The following is a 503-nucleotide window of genomic DNA, read 5'->3' as shown; positions in this document are numbered from 1 at the left end:
TCGATCAGGCTGCCCAGGGGCGGTGCCAGCATCGGCGACAGGGCAATGCCCATGGACAACAGCCCCAGCAGCCGCGGCTGCTCCTCGGGCGGGCAGCGGTCGCGGACCATGACCCGGCCCACCAGGGTGCCGCAGCAACCGCCCAGGGCCTGCAGCAGGCGGGCGGCCATCAGTACTTCGACACTGGCGGCCAGCATGCAGGCCAGGCTGGCCGCGAGAAACAGCGCTGTGCCCGCCAGCAGTACCGGGCGCCGGCCATAGCGGTCGCACAGCGGGCCACCCAGCAGCATCGACAGGGCATAGCCGAGCATGTACAGGCTCAGGGTCAGTTGCAGCTGGGCGTCGCTGGCCCCCAGTTGGTCGGCCATGGCCGGCAGCGCCGGCAGGTACAGGTCGATGCTGATCCGCGGCAGGCAGACCACCACCAGCAGCAACAGGGTCCAGAGCCAGGGGGCGAGGGGGCGTTCAACAGCGATGGAGCGGGTGGTGATGGGGCTGGCGGG

The 503-nt window shown here is 71.0% G+C and carries 1 protein-coding gene; it reads right to left on the bottom strand.

Annotation, left to right across the window (positions count from 1 at the left end; translation table 11 throughout):
• The coding region (locus tag F6S12_RS32855) for an MFS transporter (protein WP_315870002.1) at positions 1–503 on the bottom strand (503 nt) is incomplete at both ends.

The sequence above is a fragment of the Pseudomonas sp. JV245A genome (genome assembly GCF_032424515.1).
Taxonomy (GTDB): domain Bacteria; phylum Pseudomonadota; class Gammaproteobacteria; order Pseudomonadales; family Pseudomonadaceae; genus Aquipseudomonas; species Aquipseudomonas protegens.
This window is presented reverse-complemented; position numbering and strand designations above follow the sequence as displayed.